The organism is Streptomyces sp. SM1 (assembly GCF_002910825.1).
Lineage (GTDB): Bacteria > Actinomycetota > Actinomycetes > Streptomycetales > Streptomycetaceae > Streptomyces > Streptomyces okerensis.
The window spans coordinates 1-2613 of sequence record NZ_NEUB01000527.1 but is presented as its reverse complement, the minus strand read 5'-3'; the positions used below and the strand labels follow the sequence as shown (position 1 = coordinate 2613).

Below are 2613 nucleotides of genomic sequence, written 5' to 3'. Positions count from 1 at the left end.
CCTGGTACGCCCTCCCTGCCGCCGAGGCCCTGCGGCACCTCGAAGTGGAGCCGGCCGCCGGGCTCTCCCCGGCGGAGGCGTCCCGGCGGCGGGAGCGGTACGGCGCCAACCGGCTGGCGGAGCCGCCGCGTGAGCCGCGGTGGCGCGCCTTCCTCCGGCAGTTCCAGGATCTGCTGATCGTGATCCTCCTGGTCGCCGCCGTGGTCAGCCTGGTGGTGACCGGGGAGTGGGAGACCCCGGTCGTCATCGCCCTGGTGGTGCTGCTCAACGCGACCATCGGCTTCGTGCAGGAGTCGCGCGCCGAGGCCTCGCTGGAAGCGCTCAAGAAGATGCTCGTCACCACGGCGGCCGTACGGCGGGACGGGGGCCTGTCGCGGCTGGACGCCGTCGAGCTCGTGCCCGGGGACGTCGTGGTACTGGAGGCCGGGGACCGGGTGCCGGCGGACGGCCGGCTACTGTCGGCCACGGCGCTGGAGATCCAGGAGTCCTCGCTCACCGGCGAGGCACAGTCGGTGCCGAAGTCGGCGGATGCCGAGGTGGCCCCGAAGGCGGCGCTCGGCGACCGCGCGACGGCCGTGTTCATGAACACGACGGTCACGCGGGGCCGCGGTGAGGTCCTGGTCACCGCGACCGGGATGCACACCGAGACCGGCCGGATCGCCCACATGCTGCACGAGGCGGAGCCGGAACCGACCCCGCTGCAGCGGCAGATCGCGGCCCTCGGCCGCACGCTCGCCCTCATCGCGGGCGCGGTCATCGTGGTCGTCTTCGTCCTGGGACTCGCCCGCGGCCAGGACTTCGGCGATCTGTTCATCAGTGCCGTCTCGCTCGCGGTCGCCGCCATCCCGGAAGGGCTGCCCGCGGTCGTCGCCTTCACCCTCGCGATGGGCACCGGCCGGATGGCGGCGCGCGGCGCGGTGGTCAAGCGGCTCGCCTCGGTCGAGACACTGGGCAGCACCTCGCAGATCTGCACCGACAAGACCGGAACCCTGACGCTCAATCAGATGACGGCGCGGGAGATGAGGTTCGCGGACCGCAGGTTCACGGTCTCGGGCGAGGGCTACTCGACGGACGGACGGATCAGGACGACCGACGGGCAGCCGCTGCCCCCGGCGGTCGACGAGGCGCTGATCGCCATGGCCCTGTGCTCGGACGCGGAGCTGCGGGACGGGGACGTCGTGGGCGATCCCACCGAGGGTGCGCTGGTGGTGCTGGCGGAGAAGGGCGGTGTCGACGTCTGCGCGCTGCGCTCCGACCGGCCCCGGACGCGCGAGATCCCGTTCGACTCCGACCACAAGTTCATGGCGACGTTCCACCACTGGACGGACGACGAGGGCCGCGCGGTGGTGCGCTGCTTCGTGAAGGGCGCCCCGGACGTGCTGGCCGCCCGGGCCGACCGCTATTGCGGCGACGACGGTGTCGTGCCGCTGGACGAGGCGGAGCGCGAGCGCTACGACCGGGCGAACGCGGCCCTGGCCGAACAGGGCCTCCGGGTGCTCGCCGTGGGCATGAAGGACTTCCGGGCCGAGGAGGTGCAGGCGGCCGGACATCTCGTGGACCTGCTCGACCGGCTCGTGCTGACGGCCCTGGTGGGCATCGTCGACCCGCCGCGTCCGGAGGCGAAGCAGGCCATCGCCGAGTGCCGGGACGCGGGCATCCGGGTCCGCATGATCACCGGGGACCACGCGGTGACGGCCGCGGCCATCGCCGGCGAACTGGGCATCCCCGGCGGTGCCGTCACCGGCGACGAGCTGGACCGGATCGACGACGACGGCGAACTCGCGCGCCGCCTCGACGACACCGGCGTCGTCGCCCGGGTCTCACCCGCCCACAAGATCCGTATCGTGCGGGCGCTCCAGGCGCGGGGCGACGTGGTCGCGATGACGGGTGACGGGGTGAACGACGCCCCGGCGCTGCGCAAGGCCGACATCGGCGTCGCCATGGGGCGCAGCGGCACGGAGGTGACCAAGGAAGCCGCGACGATGGTACTCACCGACGACAACTTCGCCACCGTCGTCAGCGCCGTCCGCGAGGGCCGGGGCATCTACGACAACATCGTGAAGTTCACCCGGTTCCAGCTGTCGACCGCCCTCGGCTTCGTGCTCGTCTTCCTGATCGCCTCGCTGACCGGGATCGCGGGCGGTGCGCCGTTCACCGCGCTGCAGATCCTCTTCGTCAACCTCGTGATGGACGGGCCGCCCGCGATGTCGCTGGGCGTCGACCCCGTCAGCCACGACGCGATGAGCCGGTCGCCGCGGCCGGCCAGGGAACGCATCCTGACCCGCGAGCGGCTCCAGAGGATCCTCATGGCGAGCGCGGTGATGGCGGCCGGAACCCTGGCCGTGCTGGTCTGGGCTCCGGGGCCCGAGCCGGAGCTGGGGGAACCGACCACCGCGGGCACCATGGCGTTCGTGACGTTCGTGTTCTTCCAGGCGTTCAACCTGCTCAACGTGCGCCACCCCACCCGTAGTGTGCTCAGCCGCGAGACGCTGTCCAACACATCGGCCTTCGTGGCCACCGGCGCCGTGATCCTGCTGCTGGCCCTGGTGGTCGAGGTGGACGCGGTGCACGGGTTCTTCACCACGACGGACCTGGCGGCGGGCCAGTGGCTGG

General features: G+C 72.3%; 1 protein-coding gene. It reads left to right on the top strand.

Annotated features, from left to right (window positions below; all coding sequences use genetic code 11):
• On the top strand, positions 1–2613 hold a 2613-nt coding region (locus B9S61_RS12845), incomplete at both ends, for an HAD-IC family P-type ATPase (protein ID WP_103542371.1).